Raw genomic sequence first — 14,163 nt, 5'->3', positions numbered from 1 at the left:
TTGCCTTGCAGATTCAGCGCGGGCAGCTGTTGCCAGATGGCCTCCCAGTCTTCCTGCAATTCGCCAAAATCCCAGGTTGGAATACCAAGGATCAGCAAATCATACTGCTCCATCAACGAGGGATCATCATCTTTGAGGTTGTGCAGTGTGACTAATTCTTCACCGATGAAGTCGCGAATCTTCTCCGCCGTCATCTCGGTGTAACAGGTGCTGGAACCGTAAAACAGACCGATATTCATATTTACCTAATAAAATCAGCTAATTACATGAAATATAAAGAGTGTTCATTGTAATGAGTACTAATGAAATCTAATGACCATTAAACTCGGTCGCCATTTTGCCGCCACTTTTCCAATGTGCTTATTGGGTTGTGAGTTATAGCTGTTTCAAGGTGCTCAGGTGCAAAGTGCGCATATCTCATAGTCATCGAAATGTCGTGGTGCCCAAGGATTTTTTGTAGTACGAGGATGTTACCGCCGTTCATCATAAAGTGAGCTGCAAAAGTATGTCGCAGCACATGAGTGAGTTGGCCCTTTGGCAAGATAATGGATGATCTTTTTATCGCCTGCTCAAATTGATAGAGGCAATACCCGAATAACTTATCGTTACCTAATTCCTTTAGCGCATCGTACAAATCCGATGAGATGGGAACCGTTCTGTTCTTGCCGCTCTTAGTGTTCGTAAAGGTAATTTTATTGGCTATAACTTGTGAGCTTTTGAGGTTCTGCGCTTCACTCCAACGAGCACCAGTACTTAGGCAAATTTTTACAATCAAATGGAGGTGCAAGTGCTTGCTTGAAATAGCAAGTAACTCCTCAACCTCATCACTTTTGAGCCAGGACATCTCACGTTCTGAAGTACTCAATTTCCTGAGATTTTCAAGTGGATTCGGATGGCTCCACTCACCAAGCCTTGCCAGTTCATTGAACATTGAACAGAGGTAGGAGTGATCCATGTTTAGAGTTGATTTGGTCACACCCTTGGGAAAGCGACCATCCAGAAAAATTTCGCCGGAAAGCCTGAGTTTTCTGTAATGAGCAAAATCGTTTGCGCTAAAAGCTGTGGCGCGAGGATTACCCATTGCGCCGGTCATATGTTTTAATTTGTTGAAAATCATCTTTCCAGAACGCAATGACTGACCGTGAAGATTGTACCAAAGCTCAGTCAGTTCTAATAAACTTCGCGTGTCGCTTTTTTCTGCTATCCATGGGCGACTTGCTGATTCATTCATGATGAATTGTTCAAACGCAACCGCTTCGCCTTTTGTTGGAAAAGTCTTTCTTACTCGTTTGCTATCGCGTCCTTGGGGATAGCATTCACACATCCATTTTCCAGTCGAAAGCTTTCTTACACTCATCGCTAGCCCTTGCGCATCACAAGTGAAACGTTGCCTACAAAATTCACATCCTGTATGGGGCAATCAAAGCTTCCAGCTTCGTTTGTGATTCTCACTTTATGTTGAGGTAACAGCATTACTTCTCTAATGGACTTCTTCCCATCAATATCCATCAGCCAAAGCCCATCGCGGATCTCTGCCGTATCATTGTCAATCAGATATCTTTCTTTACCGACAAAAATCAGACAAGGAGAGTTCAGGTTTTCGGGATAGAGTTCTTCATCAAAATAAAGAAACTCTCCTGATACAAGTTCCCCACTATCTAGGACGGCGCTGGGAACTTTGGGTGGTTGCTTGTTCTCATTTGAGTACATTTGACCTGTCCCAAAGGACAACCATTCTACATTCACGCCTGTTTCAATAGATGCCTGAATCACCCAATCCGCAGGAAAAATGTCTCTCATATACCGTGAAGCCATTGTGCTTTTAGCAACTCCAAGCTTGTCACATAAGGCTTGGCGAGTCTTGAAGCCGTAGGCTTCTAGAAGGCGATGCACAACTTTCTGACCACCGTTATTAAATTCCATAGTTCTCATTAGGGTTCAAATTGGTTTGACAAGTACCCCAAATCGGATCTAAATTGGCCTCGAAGTGCGAATTCGGGTTCTTATTAGGTCTGATTAGGCTTAATTAGAAATCAAAAGGCAAACATTGAGAGTATTGCATGATGCAAAACAACATTTCAATCTCGCTTCTCGTTCCCCATATGACCAAAGAGCGTTATAGCGAAGCCACTGGGTTAGATTTAGCAACCATTGAACTGATGCTTGGTGATGGTCGCTTGTCTTCTTATCGTCATCGCTTAGCCAAGGAAGGTAAGCGAGAAAAAGTTCTTATCAATTTGGTTGCTTTAAGTGCCGATGCCATTCGCTCGTACCAAGAAGCTGAACAGGAAGCCGCTAAAGTTTCCAAATTAGTACGCCGCAGAACATCAAAAAGTACTCAATAGCATTATCAGAACAGGGAAGGGTGATTGCATGTTTGATTTTCGCGTCTCCACACATAGCCACTTTGATGATGCCTGCAGGGCTTTTGCACTCAAGCACAATATCATCCAGCTCGCTAAACAAGCTGGCCTGAATCCGCAAACCATCCGTAACAAGCTTAACCCGGAGCAGGTTCATCAGCTGACAGTCCGTGAAATGCTGATCCTCACCGACCTGACAGAGGATTCAACGCTAGTTGATGGTGCTCTGGCGCAGCTTCAGTGCCTGCCTTGTGTGCCGGTGAACGAAATGGCGCAGGAAAACTTACCGGCTTATGTGCTGAAGGCAACGGCTGAAGTCGGACAGCTTGCGGCCGGAGTTGTCAGCCAGGACAAGCTAACGCCAGCCTGTCGTCGCGGACTGGTTCAGAACGTTCATGCGGGTATTCGCTGTCTTACGCTCGCCGCGCTTGCTGTTCAGGCTCGCGTCCATTCAAACCCGGCGCTGTCTGGTACTGCCGATGTGATCAGCGGTATTGGCGCATCAATAGGGATGGTGTGAGTGATGGCATTTTCAGTGGCACCGTTATTGAAGCGTCAAAGCCCGTCCCACGCATACGGCCATGGCTGGATTGTCGGGGATGAGGGTAAGCGCTGGCACCCGGCTCACTCACAGATTGAGCTGCTGGCAGGTTTATCGGGTAAGAGGAAAAAATCATGGCTTACAAAGCTGAAAGTATCACTGTGCAAATGAGTGCGGGGCAACGTGCCAGCGCGCTGAACCATATTTCAGCACTTCGCACGATGATGTATGGCGATTGCGCAATTGAACTTAATCGCTTTTTAACTGATATGCGTAATAAGCGTGATGAAAAGTTTGAACAAAACAGCCGTGCACTGAGTGCCATTTTCTTTCTGGCGAATATCAGCAAAGAGCGTCACAACGTTGAATACAGTGAACTGACGAGTGACGAAATAACCGCGCTGATTGGTGCAATGAATCACCTTCGTGCAGTCGTGAGTTTATTTCCAAAGAAATTGACGCTCCCTAATTAATTAACCGAAGCAAATAAATGGCGTAAACCCGCCGGGCATCTTTTGCCCAAATTCAGGAGAAAGAGTAATGCGAAATATTCAGACCCGTAATTTTAAAGTTGATGAGGACGCGCTTAATGCTCTGTTGAGCAAAGCCAAAACCGAGCAGCGCAGTGATGATGCGCTGTCCGTTTCTGTCCGTTTGGCCGCTCTGGCAATTCATGCCCGTCAGCAGGAAATGTCAGCGACGGAAATCATTGAGCTGCTGGACAAAGAAGCAGAACGCTTTGAGAACAAGGCGAAGGAGCTGCACTAATGGCTGATTCAATGGATCTGGTTCAGCAGCGTGTTGAGGAAGAACTGGCGCGCAATCTGGCAAACGCAACTTACCGCCCGTCTGGGGCGAGCGAGTTTTTCTGTCTTTCGTGTGGTGAGGCAATTCCCGAGGCGCGCCGTCGCGCTCTGCCGGGGGTGTCCGTATGCGTAACCTGCAAAGAAGTCAGCGAGCTAAAAAGTGCACATTACAAAGGAGCCGCGTTATGAGAAAAATTCATTGTCTGAAAATAACTTCTGAGCATTTCCAAGCTGTATGTGAGGGAACCAAAAAAGCTGAACTAAGAATTAATGACCGTAATTATCATTGCGGCGATTACCTCTTGTTATGTGAATTTAAAAGCGAATTTACATCTGACGTTATTCTTGTAGAAGTAACACACATATTGCCTGTTAGTGATCTTATTAATTCTGATTCCGATTGGGTGGTGCTCTCGATTTCAACCACTCCTCATGCTTACGCTATTGAAATCCTTGCTGCCAAGCTGAGGGAATTATCATGAGCACTATTTTGAAATGGGCAGGCAACAAGTCCCGCATCATGCCTGAGTTACTTGCTCATCTGCCAGATGGTGATCGACTGGTTGAGCCGTTCGCCGGTTCGTGCGCGGTAATGATGAACACTGATTACCGAAAATATCTTGTGGCGGATATTAACCCGGATTTGATTAACCTCTATCGACAGATTAAAGAACACACCCGCCCCTTTATTGTCGTGTCGCTCAGTTTGTTTACTCAGAATACAACTGACGAAAGTTATTACCGCCTGCGTGAAGCATTCAATCATAACCCAGCGCTGCCGTTATTAGATCGCGCCGCGCATTTCCTGTATCTTAATCGTCATGGTTATCGAGGCCTTTGCCGTTATAACCGCCGTGGCGAATTTAATATTCCATTTGGTAATTATTCAGAGCCTTATTTTTCGCTGGAAGAGATTGAGGCGTTTGCTGATAAAGCGCAGCGCGCCACATTCATCTGTGCAGATTTTCGCGAATCGCTTCGCATGCTCAAAACAGGCGATGTTGTTTATTGCGATCCGCCTTATCACGACACTTTCAGTAAGTATCACACTAACGGTTTTGGCAAAGACGAGCAGGTTGCGCTGGCCTCAATGCTGGCAGATGCCTCAGAGAAAAACGCTGTCGTGGTTTCCAACAGCGACAGCGAGTTCACCCGCCACCTGTACCGTACCTTTAACATCAGCAAAGTCAGTGTAAGCCGCTCTGTAGGCGTTGCTGCGGGTGAAGGTAAGCGTGCATCAGAAATAATCGCTGTAAGTGCTTTTTTAGCTGCTTCTGATGGGGCAGCTCAATGAGCCAGCAGTTCGCATATCCGTGGAACGCACCAAAAAAAGCAATAAACCCACAAATAGACCCGGCGGAAGTTACGCCGGTTTCTGCGCTTTCAAACCTGATCAGTCTTTATGCTGCGGACAACCAGCAGGAGCAGTTGCGCCGTGAGGCGATGAGTGATGAGGTTTGGGACCGCTATTTTTTCAATGAGCATCGTGATCCTGTCCAGCGAGAAATGGCGCAGGATAAGATTGTCAGTCGCGCCAAGATGGCTCATGAGCAGCAGCGTTTCAATCCCGATCTGGTTATTGTTGCAGATGTAGCAGCCCAGCCTGCACACATCAGCAAGCCGCTGATGGAAAGAATAAAGTTTTTCCATAATCTTGGCAGGCCACAGGCATATTCCCGTTATCTTCGAGAAACAATCCGCCCCTGTCTGGAAAGGCTGGCAATCATGCGGGACAGTCAGATTTCTGCCTCATTCCGTTTTATGGCAAGCCATGACGGGCTGGATGGCCTGCTGGCTTTGCCAGAAATGAACCAGAATCAGGTTAAGCGTCAGTCAACGCTGATCGCCGCGCACATGAGTATGTGTCTGGATAAAGCATCCGGTCATCTTTTCATCACGGATAATGTCACACCTGAGCAAATCCGTCAGGCATGGGAATTGGTGGCAGCAGAAGCGATGAAGCTGGACGTTATCCCACCTGCGTTTGAGCAGTTGCGCCGTAAAAAGCGTCGTCGCAAGCCGGTCCCTTACGATCTCATTCCACCATCACTGGCCCGCATGCTGTGCGCGGACTGGTGGTATCGCAAGCTGTGGCAGTTGCGCTGTGAATGGCGTGAGGAGCAGCTGCGTGCTGTTTGCCTCGTTAACAAAAAAGCCTCTCCCTACGTCAGTTTTGAGGCCGTAATCCATAAGCGGGAGCAGCGACGGAAGTCTCTGGAGTTCTTTCGTTCGCATGAGCTGGTCAGCGATGAAGGCGATACGCTGGATATGGAAGACGTGGTTAATGCAAGTAACAGCAATCCCGCTAACCGCCGCCTTGAGATGATGGCATGTGTTAAGGGGCTGGAGCTTATCGCGGAAATGCGCGGGGATTGCGCGGTGTTTTACACCATCACCTGCCCGTCCAGATTCCACGCCACCCTGAACAACGGCAGACCTAATCCAAAGTGGACTAACACCACCGTGCGTGAGAGCAGCGATTATCTGGTGGATACTTTTGCCGCCTTCCGTAAAGCCATGCATAAAGCCGGGCTGCGCTGGTATGGGGTACGCGTAGCTGAACCACACCACGACGGCACCGTGCACTGGCATCTGCTGTGCTTTATGCGCAAAAAAGAGCGCCGCTTAATCACCGGCCTGCTGCGTAAATTCGCCATTCGTGAAGACCGCGAGGAGCTGGGAAACAATACCGGGCCGCGCTTTAAGTCTGAACTTATTAATCCGCGCAAAGGCACGCCAACCAGTTACATTGCTAAATATGTGAGCAAAAACATTGATGGCCGGGGGCTGTCTGATGAAATAAGCGCCGAGACAGGAAAATCACTGCGTGACATCGCGGAGAACGTAGGCGCGTGGGCGTCACTTCATCGTGTTCAGCAATTCCGTTTCTTTGGCATTCCGGGCCGCCAGGCTTACCGGGAACTGCGCGTGCTTGCCCGCCAGGCACTGAGAAATCAGAGCGATAAAAAAGCAGGTGCGCCGGTACTTGAAAACGCGCAGCTGGACGCCGTGCTGGCTGCTGCAGATGTGGGCTGCTTTGCCACCTACATCATGAAGCAGGGCGGCGTGCTTGTTCCGCGCAAACATCACATCGTTAGAACGGCTTATGAACTAAACGACGAGCCGACACCTTATGGCGATCACGGCACTCGCATTTATGGCATTTGGTCCCCGTTAGTGGCAGGACGCATCTGCACGCACGCCACAAAGTGGAAAATGGTCCGTAAGGCCGTTGACGTTCAGGAGGCGACAGCCGACCAGGGCGCTTGCGCCCCTTGGACTCGTGGCAATAACTGTCCCCCTGATGAAAAACTGAACATTTCAGGGGGTGATCCGATTGTGTTTGAAACCGCTGATCAGCGAGAGGCGGGACCGTTGACTGCACCAGACTTCGATAACATGAGCAGGAAAGAGCGAAGGGAGCTGCTTGCTGTCCTGAGAACGGTCAGACCGCCAAAACGTCAGAGTTACAAACAGGAAATCACTGATGATGAGCGGAAGCAACTTGTAGCAGAGCTGAAGGCGCGGGGATTTGGTGGTGATGCGCCGGAGGTTGATCTGCTTATGGCTGGCGGCAGTTTAAGCTCAGGTGCCGGTTTGCGTATTTTTTACAGTAACGGACGTTTGAACGAAGATGACAGATGGCGCATTTGGATGTAGAAATCCACTGGATGAGTAAAGTTGTTTATTTTCAATATCTTAATGTGACTTCTCTACTATTTGGAATTCAGACTTTGTCCTATTGAAGGGAAAAATCATTTCACATTTAAAAATCCTTATTATACTGTACACATATACAGTTGTGGATTTGAGGGGGGGAAGATGCGGGACTATCTTTTGGAGGAAATTAAACTCCAGCGTATTGATTTCATTCTTAAAAAGGTTGCTTTTGGGACGTGTGATTTTGAAGAGAAAGAAATGGCCATCCATTGGCTACTGGAGTTATCTAGCGAGCTAATGGCTGAAGTAAGAAGGTCACAATCCATAAAGACTGGATCTGAAACGCATTGAGAGGGATTTATGCGAATTGAAATCATGATTGATAAAGAGCAAAAAATCAGCCAAGCAGTTTTGGCCCTTCTAGAGGCCGAATTATACAAAAATCTTTTACCTGTATTTCCCAAAACCAGCATTCGCATCCGAAAGGGAAGCGCTAACGGTGTCGAGCTTAGCGGGCTGAAACTGGACGAAGATAAAAAAAACGTTATGGGAATCCTCCAGTCTGTTTGGGAAGACGATAGTTGGCAGCATTGATCATCATCAGAATTTATTTGTTGTCACAGACTTTCGTTTACGTGTTCACTTACCCTTGCCAAGCCTGTTATCCTTGCGCCGACAAAATTTACAGGTAAGTTTAAATTAGTCTACCTGAGTTTAGGAATGAGTATGCTCGCACAACCACTTGAATTCATTAACAATACAGAGTTAAGCCTTTTACATCGTTATCAAACCTGTAAAGCAATGTCTAAGGGCTATGCGGCTGACTTTGAAAATGATGAAGCAAGGCTTGTACAGGCTCGTTCCTATTGCGTACGAGTTTTGAGGGCTTACTGGGCATCGATAGCTGAAAAGCACAGGGCCTCAATGACTATTAAGCCTGTTGCCTCTGCTGTGCAACTTGATGATATTGCAGTGGATGCCGGTCTTCTGGCAGATAGGACCGGAGAGTTGATTGCTTTATTTCCGGCGGAAGACGCCGGATTTTTGATTGGTTCAATTTATACTGTTATGTTGCCAACTGCTTACCGTTCGGAAAAAGGGGCGTATTATACGCCCCCTCCACTTGTAGAGCGTCTGCTTGATATGGCAGAAAACAGTGGGGTAGATTTTTCTAAAGCCTCGGTAATTGACCCAGCATGTGGTGGAGGGGCATTTCTAGCACCAGTCGCCTTGAGAATGCTCAAGAATGAGAAAGGGTCTTCACCCGAATGGATCTTCAGAAGGCTGGTTAAGCGCCTAAAAGGGATTGAGATAGACCCCTTTGCCGCATGGATGAGCCTTGTTCTTCTTGAGGCTGCTATTATGCCCCTCTGCGTGAGCACAAAGCGTCGTATTCCTGATTCAGTGGTTATTGTCGGAGACGCACTCGTCCAAGATGATTTAGGAGAATTTGACCTTGTGATGGGAAATCCTCCTTATGGGAGAGTTTCCCTGAATCCCGTGTTACGTGAGAAATTTTCTCGTTCTCTTTTTGGTCATGCAAACTTATATGGCCTTTTCACTGATCTTGCTGTGCGTTTAATCAAGCCTGATACAGGTGTAATTGCCTTTTTGACCCCTACATCTTTTTTAGGTGGACAATATTTTACATCGCTCAGGAATCTATTGACACAATATACGACCCCATACTTTTTCGATTTTATATCTGACAGAGATGGAGTGTTTGACGATGTATTGCAGGAGACCATGCTGGCTACATTCAAATCAGGACGGCATGACAGGAAAGTTTCTGTTTCGTCTTTGATCCCTAAAGGCCTAAACAAAGCAAAAACAGAGGCTTTAGGCAAAGTTGATTTAGAAAGCGGCGGTAAGATTTGGTTGTTACCTCGTAAAAAAACAGATGTGACATTTATAAATAAAATCAAGAAGCTTACCCTGCGACTCTCAGATGTTGGTTATAAGGTTTCAACCGGTCAACTTGTCTGGAACAGATTTAAACCACAGTTACGGCAAGTTAAGAAGAAAGGTTATTATCCACTGATTTGGGCTGAGTCAGTTACGCCCGAAGGTTTTAAATTCAGTGCCACCAGAAAGAATCACGTACCGTTTATTGAAGTTATGAAGAAACAAGATTTTCTCATAACCACAAATGAGTGTCTGCTAGTTCAGAGAACAACCTCGAAAGAGCAGGATAGGAGAATCATGGCAGCGATAATCCCTCAGAATTTCATAGATGAATATGGCGGGGTTGTTGTTGAAAATCACGTTAATGTGATTAGTTCTGACGACCTGTTCTCGGGTGTCCATGCTAATGTGATCGAGAAAATTCTCAATTCGGCAACTGTAGATAGAATCTTCCGCTGTATTAGCGGGAGCGTGGCCGTTTCAGCATATGAGTTGAATGCTATCCCATTACCTGACTTAGCCAAGTTAACTGAATTGCAAAACTATATAGGGTCAGGCGTAAATTCCTCTCAGTTGGAGGGAGTTATTGCAAAAATTTATGGAGTCTCAGTATCATGATGATGCCCGATTTACCTGAAATAGCTGAAATACATAAGAGACTTATCGAAATTTTTCCAGAGGGTACGGAAAACAGAAATTATGTCATAAGAGAAATGGCAGCTAAAACTGTATTTGTTATGTTATATGCAGGAGCGATAGACGGTAATGAAAGGTGGGTTAGACCCAGCCAAATAACAGATATGGGTAATGAGCAATCCAGTAAGCAGTCATCAGATGATCGTGTTAATTGGCTAAACGAAACACTTTCCAAGAAAAGTACTAGACCGATTGACGCTTGGTACGCACCAAACTCACGAGAGCCTGTCAGGGATGAAACGTTGAGAGGCGGATTAATACCTTGCCATGCCGTTATTGAAAGAAAGGGGGTTGCTACCACCTCTTCCAAGCCAAGATATTGTTTAAATGCCTCGTTTGCAGAGCTATTCAAACCAGAACTGACTACTGATGAATTGACGGCTAAAATTCGAGGCTGGCAAGAAACTCATTTGAATAAAGCTGCACTCGCCAGAATACGCCTCATAAAATCGAGTATTTCCAGCTCTGACGATAGCCTGACCGTTACATTCCCAGACGGAGGAAAAAGAACTCTTGCTCCTGGGCCATCAAGTGTTATTGCCAAGGAAGTAATTGAAGTTTTTGCCCCTAAGTTTCTTAAGGTCCCTGCGGTGCTATGGCTCTCAGAGTCGGGAAATAAGGTAGTCACCCGTGACGAGGAGCTTGCAAGCTCTTTAGGTTTAAAAATAGATGCTTCTAAGGCTCTACCTGATATTATTCTTGTAGATTTAGGTGAGGATAAATCGGGTTCTGACATGCTTTTTATATTCACTGAGGTAGTCGCTACTGATGGTCCAGTAAATCGTGAGAGAAAAGTTGCTCTAACTAAAATCGCTGCCGATGCTGGATTTAGTAATAAAAATCTCGCCTTCCTAACTGCATTCATGGACCGTGGTGCTTCACCTTTTAAAAAGGCAATCACAGAACTTGCGTGGGGATCCTACGCATGGTTCGTTTCTGAACCCGAAAATCTCATTGATTTACGCGACGGACGCGCTATTAAACTCAGCGGTGGGCTAGATAACACCGATTGATTCATTGCATATGGCTACTGCATGAATCCGCATGATCCCAGAAGGATCGTTCTGCCCCCGGCCCGCCAGTAATGGCGGGCTTTTTCGTATGTCATGCAGGTGCATGAAAACCACTACACAAAGCGGGCAGGCGTGGCGGGGGTACGAGCGCGCGCTGAGGGGTGTAGGTTGTCAAAATCCGGTGCAATTTCCGGGCCGCTGGCGCGACGCCGTGGACGGGGGTAGGCGAGGGGCAAAAAAGAGCGCCCCGCAGGAGGATGCTGGGGCGCTCTGGTGAGGTCGCGGGGGTGGGTCAGTTGGGGCGGCTGTCGTCGGTCAGGTCAAGCGTGTAAGGGGCGAAGCGGATCACCTCCTCGCCCAGCCAGTCGTTCAGTTCTTCAAAGCGCTTCTGAAGTGGCATCAGTTCGTTGCGCACAAACACGCGGCTGGCCTTTTCCACGTCACCGAACCCGCCGGTGTTGTTCGGGATAATGCCCATCATCTGCGGTGGCACGCGATGCGCGGCCATCATGTCGTCGCGGCTCACGTTCTTGATATTCAGGAATTCATCCTTCGCCGCCACCTCTGACAGCGGGATGATCTGAATGCCATCTTTCTTGCCGTTAGGCGAGTACATAAACAGGTTACGAAAGTTTCCCGGTCCCTTGGCGCTTTTCATGGCCTTGCGGATGTTGTCCACGTCTTCCTGATTCTGCGCCGCGTCGGTCATGTACATGATAAAGCCCGCGTGGCTGCCGTTTAGGTAGTACTTGCGGCGGAACAGCGTGGCCGATTCGTTCAGCAGGGTAGACGGGATGGCCGACAGGTATTCCGGCAGGCCGTAAACCTCCTGATTAAGGTCCGGCTCCATCAGGTGAAACACGCTGCCGGGCGTGAACTGGTAAGGCTGCGTGTTCAGGCCGTACTGCACAAACCAGTAAGTGTCCAGGTCAGTCCCGCGCCGGGTGAACTTCGCCAGTGATGGCTCCAGCGCAATCACGCCGCCGAGGCGGTTCGTGCGCTTTTCCAGATAGGCGTTGCCGAACACCAGATAATCCTGAATGAAGCGGCTGAACGCCTGCCCGCTCAGCAGCGGGTGCGGGATAAAGGTGCTGGTCAGGATGTTGCGCTTCACGTTGAGCGGCGAGCTGTGGTGCACGGCGGCGCGAAACGTGCGGGCCAGTCCGTCAAAGCTCACGGGCGGCTCATACCACCTGTCCGTCACCACACATTCCACATAGTCCAGCAGTTCGCGCCGGTCGAGCACCGGGATCGGGTCGCCAAAGGTAAACGCCTCTGCCGCCGCGCCGCTGGTCGTATTGTTCTGCTGCACGGGCTGCGTGCGCGTGCGGTTCCTGCGTTTACTCATTAAAAAATCTCCATGATGTTGCGGGTGTGGGCGGATTCGCCCTGCAGCGGTTCGTTTGCCAGCGCGTGCATGGTCGCCCAGGCTAAGTCCGCATGGCTGGCTTCCTCACTGCGGCTGGCTTCATAGGTCGGACGGTTGCCGCTGGCTGTGGTTGAACGGCGGATTGCCATGAATGATTGCGCGATGTCGAGGTGCCCGGCGTCAAACTCCAGACGCCCGCCGCTGATGATGTCAAACGCCTTCAGCACAAGGGCGTTTTTGACGTTCGGGTTATAGACAAACTCTTTCACCGCCGGGAAAAACGCCTTCACGTTTTCAAAGACGCCGAGGCCCACGCCGGTGGAGTCAATGCCGATATAGGTAACGTTGTACTGCTGCGTCAGCTGTCTGATGGACTCGGCCTGCGCGCGGAAGTCCATGCCGCGCCACTGGTGGCGCTCCAGTATGCGGAACTTGCCGCCCGGCACGGCAGGCGGCGCGATCACCACGCACCCGGCGCTGTCGCCGTTCTGCGTACCCTTCGCCGGGTCGTAGCCGATCCAGACTTCGCGCCAGCCAAACGGGCGCAGCGCCAGCGCCTCAAAGTCGTTCCATACCTCCCAGCTGTCCACCATGCATTTTTGCAGTAGCTGCAGCGGGAACACCGAGGCGAGGTCATCCACAAACTCGCACATCAGCAGGTTCTGGTATTCCGGCGGGCTGTATTCGAGGCGCAGCTGGTCCAGGTCAAACAGGTTGCATCCGCCGCGCACCGCGTCTTCCACGGTGACAATCTGGCGGAACTGGCCGTCATCGCAGAAGCGGCCCGGCGACAGGTTCGGGTGCGTCAGGTCAATGTCTACGCGGTCCGCTTTGGCGCGTCCACGGTTAAACAGCGCGCCGGACCAGAACGGATAGGCGCTGTGCGTCAGGCTCGACGGGGTGGAAAAATAGGTCTGCCGCCACTTCTTGTGCAGCGCCATGCCGGACGCCACCTTGCGCAGCTCCTGAAACTTCGGGATCCAGAAATATTCATCCAGGTACAGGTTGCCGTGGTAGCTCTGCGCGGTGCGGGCGTTGGTGCCGAGGAAGTACAGGCACGCGCCGTTGGCGAGCGTCATCGGGTCGCCCTTCAGCTCCACGTCCACCTCTTTGGCAAACTCAATGATGTACTGCTTAAAGACGTGCGCCTGCGCCTTACTGGCCGAGAGAAAAATCTGGTTTCGCCCGGTGGTCAGCGCATCAATCAGCGCCTCGCGGGCAAAGTAGTAGGTGGCACCAATCTGGCGCGACTTGAGCACGTTGCGGATGCGATGCTTGTTGCCCGCATCCCACCACTGGCGCTGGTAGCCGAACATCGAGCCGTGGAAAATCTCCTGCAGCTTTTCTACCTGTTCATCTGAGAACACGTTTTTTTCCGGTGGCTTGCGTGGTCCGCTGTTGCGGTTTGCCACCTTCGGATTGAGGTCCGCCTCGTTGCCGCCGTTGTTAAATTTGCCGATGCGCGCATGGCGCTCGGACTGGCGCGCCAGCAGGTCGATTTCCTTAAAGTCCTTGCCTTCCTTTGTCTCCTTCATGACCAGCTGGCAGTAACGTGCGGCGGTGGTGAGCTGCATCTGGTCAAGCGGGCCATAGTCGCCCCACCTGTCGCGCTTCTTCCAGCTGTGAACGGTTGCGGGTTTCTCTCCCAGCATTTCAGCAATGCGGGCGATACGGTATCCCTGAAAGTACAGCAGTAAGGCCTGCCTGCGGGGATCGAGGTCTTCGGGGGCGAGTGTCGTTGTCATGGCCTCAAAATACGGCCCCGCCGCGGCCTTTTCCGCTGCGCCTCATTGTGTGGTCTGCCGCACAA

General features: G+C 49.6%; 18 protein-coding genes. 13 read left to right on the top strand and 5 right to left on the bottom strand.

All coding sequences use genetic code 11. From position 1 onward, the window contains the following. The 3 genes from PSSD_RS19315 to PSSD_RS19305 all read right to left on the bottom strand — a co-directional run. On the bottom strand, window positions 1-239 hold a 239-nt coding region (locus PSSD_RS19315; protein WP_201023834.1), incomplete at its 3' end, for a flavodoxin domain-containing protein. Between the two features lie 80 nt (window positions 240-319). Next, on the bottom strand, window positions 320-1,357 hold the full coding sequence (locus PSSD_RS19310) for a phage integrase (protein ID WP_058973351.1): 1,038 nt from the start codon (window positions 1,355-1,357) through the stop codon (window positions 320-322). Between the two features lie 2 nt (window positions 1,358-1,359). Further along, entirely contained in the window at window positions 1,360-1,923 is a 564-nt protein-coding gene (locus PSSD_RS19305; RefSeq protein ID WP_058973350.1) for a phage repressor protein CI, read from the bottom strand. A 137-nt stretch (window positions 1,924-2,060) separates the two neighbouring features. Between PSSD_RS19305 and PSSD_RS19300 the strand changes: the two genes are divergently transcribed. The 13 genes from PSSD_RS19300 (at window position 2,061) to PSSD_RS19245 (ending at window position 10,984) form a co-directional block, all read left to right on the top strand. Then, entirely contained in the window at window positions 2,061-2,345 is a 285-nt protein-coding gene (locus PSSD_RS19300; protein ID WP_058973349.1) for a hypothetical protein, read from the top strand. Window positions 2,346-2,373: 28 nt separating this feature from the next. Continuing rightward, window positions 2,374-2,883 carry a phage regulatory CII family protein gene (locus PSSD_RS19295; protein WP_058973348.1) on the top strand — a complete coding sequence of 170 codons (510 nt, stop codon included), beginning with the start codon at window positions 2,374-2,376 and terminating at the stop codon, window positions 2,881-2,883. Between the two features lie 3 nt (window positions 2,884-2,886). Further along, window positions 2,887-3,075: a phage filamentation protein Fil family protein gene (locus PSSD_RS26725; protein WP_072215002.1), complete on the top strand. Its 189-nt coding sequence runs from the start codon at window positions 2,887-2,889 to the stop codon at window positions 3,073-3,075. Further along, complete coding sequence (locus PSSD_RS19290; protein WP_058973347.1) at window positions 3,039-3,377, top strand: DUF5347 family protein; 339 nt, start codon at window positions 3,039-3,041, stop codon at window positions 3,375-3,377. The genes PSSD_RS26725 and PSSD_RS19290 overlap by 37 nt, the downstream gene beginning before the upstream one ends. A gap of 67 nt (window positions 3,378-3,444) precedes the next feature. Next, on the top strand, window positions 3,445-3,672 hold the full coding sequence (locus PSSD_RS19285; RefSeq protein WP_058973346.1) for a DUF2732 family protein: 228 nt from the start codon (window positions 3,445-3,447) through the stop codon (window positions 3,670-3,672). Beyond that, a complete protein-coding gene (locus PSSD_RS19280; RefSeq protein ID WP_058973345.1) occupies window positions 3,672-3,899 on the top strand; it encodes a TraR/DksA family transcriptional regulator in 228 nt (75 codons plus the stop codon). Before PSSD_RS19285 ends, PSSD_RS19280 begins: the two co-directional genes overlap by 1 nt. Next, window positions 3,896-4,192 (top strand): DUF3850 domain-containing protein, encoded by a 297-nt coding sequence (locus PSSD_RS19275; protein WP_058973344.1) that lies wholly within the window; start codon window positions 3,896-3,898, stop codon window positions 4,190-4,192. Before PSSD_RS19280 ends, PSSD_RS19275 begins: the two co-directional genes overlap by 4 nt. Further along, window positions 4,189-5,004 (top strand): DNA adenine methylase, encoded by an 816-nt coding sequence (locus tag PSSD_RS19270; RefSeq protein ID WP_058973343.1) that lies wholly within the window; start codon window positions 4,189-4,191, stop codon window positions 5,002-5,004. The genes PSSD_RS19275 and PSSD_RS19270 overlap by 4 nt, the downstream gene beginning before the upstream one ends. Beyond that, window positions 5,001-7,370 carry a replication endonuclease gene (locus PSSD_RS19265; protein ID WP_058973342.1) on the top strand — a complete coding sequence of 790 codons (2,370 nt, stop codon included), beginning with the start codon at window positions 5,001-5,003 and terminating at the stop codon, window positions 7,368-7,370. The genes PSSD_RS19270 and PSSD_RS19265 overlap by 4 nt, the downstream gene beginning before the upstream one ends. A gap of 162 nt (window positions 7,371-7,532) precedes the next feature. After that, entirely contained in the window at window positions 7,533-7,721 is a 189-nt protein-coding gene (locus PSSD_RS19260; RefSeq protein WP_058973341.1) for a hypothetical protein, read from the top strand. A 9-nt stretch (window positions 7,722-7,730) separates the two neighbouring features. Further along, on the top strand, window positions 7,731-7,964 hold the full coding sequence (locus PSSD_RS19255) for a DinI-like family protein (RefSeq protein ID WP_058973340.1): 234 nt from the start codon (window positions 7,731-7,733) through the stop codon (window positions 7,962-7,964). A gap of 132 nt (window positions 7,965-8,096) precedes the next feature. Next, a complete protein-coding gene (locus tag PSSD_RS19250; protein WP_058973353.1) occupies window positions 8,097-9,893 on the top strand; it encodes an HsdM family class I SAM-dependent methyltransferase in 1,797 nt (598 codons plus the stop codon). Then, the gene (locus PSSD_RS19245; protein ID WP_058973339.1) at window positions 9,890-10,984 is read left to right on the top strand and encodes a BsuBI/PstI family type II restriction endonuclease; all 1,095 of its coding nucleotides are present in this window, start codon (window positions 9,890-9,892) and stop codon (window positions 10,982-10,984) included. The genes PSSD_RS19250 and PSSD_RS19245 overlap by 4 nt, the downstream gene beginning before the upstream one ends. Window positions 10,985-11,276: 292 nt before the next feature. Here PSSD_RS19245 and PSSD_RS19240 read toward each other — a convergent pair whose 3' ends face one another. Further along, window positions 11,277-12,332: a phage portal protein gene (locus PSSD_RS19240; protein WP_058973338.1), complete on the bottom strand. Its 1,056-nt coding sequence runs from the start codon at window positions 12,330-12,332 to the stop codon at window positions 11,277-11,279. Beyond that, on the bottom strand, window positions 12,332-14,098 hold the full coding sequence (locus PSSD_RS19235) for a terminase ATPase subunit family protein (RefSeq protein WP_058973337.1): 1,767 nt from the start codon (window positions 14,096-14,098) through the stop codon (window positions 12,332-12,334). The genes PSSD_RS19240 and PSSD_RS19235 overlap by 1 nt, the downstream gene beginning before the upstream one ends. Window positions 14,099-14,163 lie beyond the last annotated feature (65 nt).

It is taken from the genome of Type-D symbiont of Plautia stali (genome assembly GCF_001485335.1).
Classification (GTDB): domain Bacteria; phylum Pseudomonadota; class Gammaproteobacteria; order Enterobacterales; family Enterobacteriaceae; genus Pantoea; species Pantoea vagans_C.
Note: the sequence above shows the minus strand (reverse complement) of the source record. Positions and strands in the feature narration are given on the sequence as shown.

Coding starts and splice junctions, on each gene's coding strand:
- PSSD_RS19310 (WP_058973351.1), bottom strand. CDS start 1,357: ATGAGTGTAAGAAAGCTTTCGACTGGAAAATGGATGTGTGAATGCTAT.
- PSSD_RS19305 (WP_058973350.1), bottom strand. CDS start 1,923: ATGGAATTTAATAACGGTGGTCAGAAAGTTGTGCATCGCCTTCTAGAA.
- PSSD_RS19300 (WP_058973349.1), top strand. CDS start 2,061: ATGATGCAAAACAACATTTCAATCTCGCTTCTCGTTCCCCATATGACC.
- PSSD_RS19295 (WP_058973348.1), top strand. CDS start 2,374: ATGTTTGATTTTCGCGTCTCCACACATAGCCACTTTGATGATGCCTGC.
- PSSD_RS26725 (WP_072215002.1), top strand. CDS start 2,887: ATGGCATTTTCAGTGGCACCGTTATTGAAGCGTCAAAGCCCGTCCCAC.
- PSSD_RS19290 (WP_058973347.1), top strand. CDS start 3,039: ATGGCTTACAAAGCTGAAAGTATCACTGTGCAAATGAGTGCGGGGCAA.
- PSSD_RS19285 (WP_058973346.1), top strand. CDS start 3,445: ATGCGAAATATTCAGACCCGTAATTTTAAAGTTGATGAGGACGCGCTT.
- PSSD_RS19280 (WP_058973345.1), top strand. CDS start 3,672: ATGGCTGATTCAATGGATCTGGTTCAGCAGCGTGTTGAGGAAGAACTG.
- PSSD_RS19275 (WP_058973344.1), top strand. CDS start 3,896: ATGAGAAAAATTCATTGTCTGAAAATAACTTCTGAGCATTTCCAAGCT.
- PSSD_RS19270 (WP_058973343.1), top strand. CDS start 4,189: ATGAGCACTATTTTGAAATGGGCAGGCAACAAGTCCCGCATCATGCCT.
- PSSD_RS19265 (WP_058973342.1), top strand. CDS start 5,001: ATGAGCCAGCAGTTCGCATATCCGTGGAACGCACCAAAAAAAGCAATA.
- PSSD_RS19260 (WP_058973341.1), top strand. CDS start 7,533: ATGCGGGACTATCTTTTGGAGGAAATTAAACTCCAGCGTATTGATTTC.
- PSSD_RS19255 (WP_058973340.1), top strand. CDS start 7,731: ATGCGAATTGAAATCATGATTGATAAAGAGCAAAAAATCAGCCAAGCA.
- PSSD_RS19250 (WP_058973353.1), top strand. CDS start 8,097: ATGCTCGCACAACCACTTGAATTCATTAACAATACAGAGTTAAGCCTT.
- PSSD_RS19245 (WP_058973339.1), top strand. CDS start 9,890: ATGATGATGCCCGATTTACCTGAAATAGCTGAAATACATAAGAGACTT.
- PSSD_RS19240 (WP_058973338.1), bottom strand. CDS start 12,332: ATGAGTAAACGCAGGAACCGCACGCGCACGCAGCCCGTGCAGCAGAAC.
- PSSD_RS19235 (WP_058973337.1), bottom strand. CDS start 14,098: ATGACAACGACACTCGCCCCCGAAGACCTCGATCCCCGCAGGCAGGCC.